Source organism: Protofrankia sp. CiT1 (assembly GCF_917627335.1).
In the GTDB taxonomy this organism is placed as follows: Bacteria; Actinomycetota; Actinomycetes; order Frankiales; family Frankiaceae; genus Protofrankia.
The window spans coordinates 1-5025 of sequence record NZ_CAKJTP010000175.1; the positions used below are offsets into that span (position 1 = coordinate 1).

Consider the following 5025-nt stretch of genomic DNA (forward strand, 5'->3'; position numbering starts at 1 on the left):
CAATCGCCACACGGTGGGTGACCGAGTCCGGGTTCCAGGGCGTGGCCCCGGCCGGGTCGTGAGAGAACACGAACGCGTCGCCGGGCAGGCCGAGTGCGATCTTGGCGAGCCGGGCCACTACACGGTCTCGTTCCTCTCCTCACCGTCTCCTCGAGGTAGATCTCCTTACCGGTCACCGGGTGCCGGCCGGCGAAGACGGCCACCCGGAACGAGTCGCTCGGAAAACGCTCGACGTGTCCCTTGGCAGACTCTTTGATCAAGCGCGTGAGCGTAGCTGATCGTTCGATCATGTTCCACGGACGCATTCCACGTCGATCTGGATCGGTGACCAAACTGGATCAACAAGTCACGTGTTTGCCCAGCGCACAGGGCAAAGTGCGGGAGGGGGGACTTGAACCCCCACGCCCGAAGGCGGCAGATCCTAAGTCTGCTGCGTCTGCCATTCCGCCACTCCCGCGCAGGTACCACAGTAGCGATTGGCGGCCGCTGTTCGTCCACCGGTTTTCCCGTACGCAGGAGAGGATGCGCCGCGGGGAGTCCCGGCGGGGGCCGCCGGTGACCGCGGTCCCACCCGTGGATCGCGGTCACCGGAGACAGGGCGTGGGAGGCGGTCAGGGACTGGCGATGCGCCTGACGGCCTCCCACATCCAGCCTGCCCGCCCAGCCGCCCTACGGCCAGGGACCTCCGGCTCGGTTGCCGGGTAACTCCGGCAGGTGTGGGCGGCCCTCCCGCGGGCACGGTCAACCGGCCAGCTCAAGATCACGGATGAGCTTGGCGACGTGGCCGGTCGCCCGGACGTTGTACATCGCCTTCTCAATCTTTCCCTCGGCGTCCACCACAAAGGTCGAGCGGATCACGCCGAGAGTTTTCTTGCCGTACAGGGTCTTCTCGCCGTAGGCGCCGTAGGCCGTGAGCACCGCGCGGTCCGGGTCGGACAGCAGCGGGAACGTGAGCTTCTCGTTGTCACGGAACTTCGCCAGCTTCGCCGGCTTGTCCGGCGAGACACCGAGCACGTCGATGCCGGCGTTGTTCAGCTGGACGAGGCTGTCCCGGAAGTCGCAGGCCTGCTTGGTGCACCCGGGCGTGGAGGCCGCCGGGTAGAAGTACACGATCACCCGTCTCCCCCGGTAGGCGGTGAGGGGGACGTTGTTGCCGTCGGCGTCGGGCAGGGTGAAGTCCGGGGCTGCGTCACCGGGGGTGAGACGGGCAACTGCGGCGGTCTCGGTCATGGTCGGAAAGCTAGTCGGACGCCCGCCCTGTCGCAAACCCGCTCGCCTGCTCACCGGGAAGTGACTGCTCCCCGGGAAGTGAGTGCTCCGCCGTTGCGTGACGGATGGCGAGCGGCTCGACCCCCGCCGCCGTCGCGACACCGACGAACGAGGTCGGATCAACCTGGCTGGCGGCCCATCTGCGTAGTTCATTCATGATCAGAACGGACAGGTCGACGTCGGCATCAGCGTCGGCGTCGGCGAACACCATGGGGTCGATCGCGACGTCCATGATGACCAGAAAGGTACGGCCGTCCCCGACGATGCGGCCACAGCCGACCGCGCGCCCTGGTTCGTGCGCGGCCTCAACGCACAGTCCGGCGAGGCTGCCGTCAATGGCGTCCGCGGCGGCTTCGGGGCCGGGGTCGGACAGACCGCCAGCGGTGCGCAGCCGGCGTAGTTCGGCCACGTGGGGCATCCGGTGGACGACGAGGAACCCGCCGACCGACAGCGACAGCGACAGCGATCGTGATGCGGATCTGCCGACGGTCATCAGTCCTGGCAGCGGCTTGACGAGCGCGGGATGGGTGGTCGCCGGGCCGGGCCGGATGCCCACCACCAGCGTGTCGATCACCGTTTGCTGCCGGTCGTCCGGGCTGAGCTGCCGGTCATCCGGGTTGATCGGATGCGGTACGCGGCCAGCTCGACTGATTCGCAGGGGCGGGCCGTCAGCCAGTTCCGTCAGCAGTTCGTCGGCGTCCAGCAGTTCGTCGGGGCTGAGCAGGCTTTGGGGATCAGCCGGTCCGCTGGGCTTGCGGCCGTCGCCGCGTCCGAGAGTGAGGGTGGCGCGATCGTGCCCGAGCACCAGCAGCGTCCCACCTGGAATGACTGCTTTCATCGCGTCATACAGGATCGTGCGCCGTTCACCAGGCGGAAGATGAAGATAGCAGATAGTAACAAGATTGTATGACATGGGCCTTGGTGTCCATTCCAGGACATCGGCTTTGATCCACTCTGGTGTCACGTCGAATCGGCGGGAGAGCTCCCGCGCCTTGCGGATCGCGACTTCCGAGAAGTCCAGACCGGTGACCCGCCAGCCCTGCGAGGCAAGCCAGACGGCGTTGCGGCCGACCCCGCAGGCCAGGTCGAGGGCGCGGCCCGGGCACAGGCCGGCGAGTTGTTCGATCACGATCGGGTTCGGCTCGGCGGTCCACACCAGGCCGGCTCCGGTGTGCCGACGGTCCCACTGCGCGGCATCCATAGCCGTTATCTCACCTCGTGTCGCCGCGTCCTGCCGTATCGTGCCCGAGGGCCGCGGGACGACACGGCAGAACGCGGTGCGCTGTACCTGTGTTGCCGGGCGCTCCCACGGGTGCGCTGGCGGTTTTGTGCGCGCCCGCGGGGGACTATCCGGTGGGTGTGGCGTTACCGCCGCTGCCGCCGCCACCGGCAGCGGCCACCGCGTCGGTGAAGCCCTGCGGTGTCAGGGCCTGCGCGGCAAGCTCGCTGCCATTGACGAACACGGTCGGGGTGCCGGTCACACCGTGCTTGGACGCGTCGTCCTCCACCTTCGCGACATAGCCTTTGTACGTCCCGTTGTTCACCGCGCCGGTGAATGCCGTGGAAGTCAGCCCGACCTTGTCGCCGAGCCCGATCAATGTAGCGTTGGTGAAACCGCCGGTCCGCTCACGTGGCTGATTGGCGTAGAGAATATCATGGTATTCTTTGAACTTGTTCTCCTGGGCGGCGGCCGCGCCGGCATTCGCGGCCCGGACGGACTCCGGCCCCAGAAACGACATCATGTGGTAGACAGCCTTGATTTTCCCGTTGTCGATCATTTGCTGGATGGTGCCGCCAAGCGATGTCTCGAGATTTTCACAGACAGGGCACTGAAAGTCTTCGTAGAAATCGACGGTGACCGCGGCGGCTGCTTTTCCGACGACGATTCCGTTGTCGCTGCCGGTCGCGTTCGCCGGCACCACGACAGGCGTTGATACCGCTCGGCTGTTCTGGATGACGAAGCCGATCACGCCGGCCAGGGCGAGCACGGCCACGACAGCGAAAGCGATGATCATGCGTTGGCGCCGCCGGGCGCGCGCGATTTCGGCGGCTCGGGCCGCGGCGGCCTTCTCCCGCCGGGCTTCCTCGCGGCCCGCGGGCCGGCGTCCGGCCGGGGCGTCTTTCTGCCGGCCCTTGTCTGACGTGGCGCTCATGAGCTCTCCTGGAACGGTCGGTCGAGGAGGCGGTCGAGAGCTAGCACGCTGTACGGCCAGCTCACCAGCAGGCCACTTGCGAGCAGGAGCAGGCTGTCCCGCACGATTTCCTCGGTGTAATGGGTGGGTGCGCCCGCTGTCAGGTCGCCGCCAGCGGAGAAACAGCCGCACTCGATGTGCAGACCGCGTGCCGCCGCGGCTGTGATCGCCGCGATGTAGGTGGCGAGCAGCAGCGTGGACACAACAGCACCAACCCGCACGGTCAGCCCCACAAGCAGCAGCAGCCCGAGGGCGATCTCAACGAACGGGACCGCATAGGCAACCGGATGAACGAAGGATTCGGGCAAAATGCGGAAGGCCCGGACCGAACGCACCATTCCCTGCGGATCGTTGATTTTCAGGACGCCGGCGGCGAGCCAGAGCGCGGCCAGGCCGAATCGCAGGACGGTCGCGAGTGCCCGTATGGCCCGTGGACCAGTGAGCCAGGCCTGGGCCGGTGCCCGGACGGCCATAATCATTTCTGGAGCGGCGCCGCCTGGGACGTCGCCACCCGGAATGTTCACAGGGCTGTCCGCTTTCCGTTCCCCTGTCACGAGGTCACCTGTTCCGTGGGTCACGTCGTCTTTCCGGTGTCGGCCAGGACCGGCAGGTCATGGACGTAGTCGGCGACCTGCGTTCCGGCCAGGTACAGGACGCTGGCTTTGTTGTCCTTGGTGAATGCCATGACTTGCGTACCATGCGTAACGGTATACATACCGTTCGACTGGCGGACCGGTTCCTCCAGCGGGATGCCGAGAGCGTCCGCCTGCGCGTGTATCTGCGCCAGGGTGCCTCGGACACCCACGAAGGACGGGTCGAACTGGTTCAGCCACTGATCGAGTACGACACCGGTGTCGCGGTCGGGATCGGTGGTGACGAACACCGTCGCCACCTGCGCGCGTACCGAGGCCGGTACCACGTTGAGTGCCGCCGCGATGTCGGCCATCGTCGTCGGGCAGACATCCGGGCAGTGGGTGTAGCCGAAGAACAGCAGGGTGACCTTTCCCGCGGTCCGGGATCGCAGATCGAACGGGGCTCCGGCGGTGTCCGTCAGATTCAGGGCCGGCTTGTCGATCGGCTGAGGGAGCGCGGTTCCGCGTAGTCCCTTGGACGCCCCGGAGTCATCCAAGATGGTGACTGCTGATTCGCTGCCCGAGGAACAGCCGGCAGCGACGAATACGAGCGCGGCCAGCGGCACGGTGGCGAGCAGCCGGCGTCGACGGCGCGCGAAATGGAAAGATAGTGGCATAACTCCTCGTACTGAGCGGAAGCCGTACGAACATCGGGAATGACCGGGACGGCGGGCCGGCCCGCGTGGGCGCCTGCGGCCGCGGACAACGGGCAATACCCGCAATACCTGGGCATCCGGCGCACCAGGGAGGACCGGGAGTTTGCGGCGTGGCCCATGTTGAGGAGCCCGTGCGGGCCGGCCTGGGTCCCGAGCGCCGCCGCGTATCCCACCGGGCCGTCGAGCCAAGGGCGCCAGCCCGCGGCCCGCCAGCCAGCGACGATCACGATCAGGCCGATCATGGCAAAGAAGCTCGGTACAAGGCCTGGTCCCGGT

At 67.0% G+C, this 5025-nt stretch carries 5 protein-coding genes and 1 tRNA gene; all 6 read right to left on the reverse strand.

Annotation, left to right across the window (positions count from 1 at the left end):
- Positions 1-376 precede the first annotated feature (376 nt).
- A tRNA-Leu gene (locus tag MJ785_RS18955) sits at positions 377-457 on the reverse strand.
- Between the two features lie 284 nt (positions 458-741).
- Entirely contained in the window at positions 742-1230 is a 489-nt protein-coding gene (gene bcp, locus MJ785_RS18960) for a thioredoxin-dependent thiol peroxidase (protein WP_239313652.1), read from the reverse strand.
- Positions 1231-1240: 10 nt separating this feature from the next.
- The gene (locus tag MJ785_RS18965) at positions 1241-2470 is read right to left on the reverse strand and encodes a bifunctional 2-polyprenyl-6-hydroxyphenol methylase/3-demethylubiquinol 3-O-methyltransferase UbiG (protein ID WP_239382084.1); all 1230 of its coding nucleotides are present in this window, start codon (positions 2468-2470) and stop codon (positions 1241-1243) included.
- Positions 2471-2615: 145 nt separating this feature from the next.
- Positions 2616-3422, reverse strand: a complete 807-nt coding sequence (locus MJ785_RS18970) for a thioredoxin domain-containing protein (protein WP_239382086.1) — start codon at positions 3420-3422, stop codon at positions 2616-2618.
- A complete protein-coding gene (locus MJ785_RS18975; protein ID WP_370652988.1) occupies positions 3419-3985 on the reverse strand; it encodes a MauE/DoxX family redox-associated membrane protein in 567 nt (188 codons plus the stop codon). The genes MJ785_RS18970 and MJ785_RS18975 overlap by 4 nt, the downstream gene beginning before the upstream one ends.
- Positions 3986-4035: 50 nt before the next feature.
- Positions 4036-4710, reverse strand: coding sequence for an SCO family protein (locus MJ785_RS18980; RefSeq protein WP_239346029.1), 675 nt, complete (start codon positions 4708-4710; stop codon positions 4036-4038).
- Between the last annotated feature and the right edge of the window lie 315 nt (positions 4711-5025).

What these genes read in the sequence shown, in the direction of transcription:
- bcp (WP_239313652.1), bottom strand. Translation starts at nt 1,230, where the DNA reads ATGACCGAGACCGCCGCAGTTGCCCGTCTCACCCCCGGTGACGCAGCC.
- MJ785_RS18965 (WP_239382084.1), bottom strand. Translation starts at nt 2,470, where the DNA reads ATGGATGCCGCGCAGTGGGACCGTCGGCACACCGGAGCCGGCCTGGTG.
- MJ785_RS18970 (WP_239382086.1), bottom strand. Translation starts at nt 3,422, where the DNA reads ATGAGCGCCACGTCAGACAAGGGCCGGCAGAAAGACGCCCCGGCCGGA.
- MJ785_RS18980 (WP_239346029.1), bottom strand. Translation starts at nt 4,710, where the DNA reads ATGCCACTATCTTTCCATTTCGCGCGCCGTCGACGCCGGCTGCTCGCC.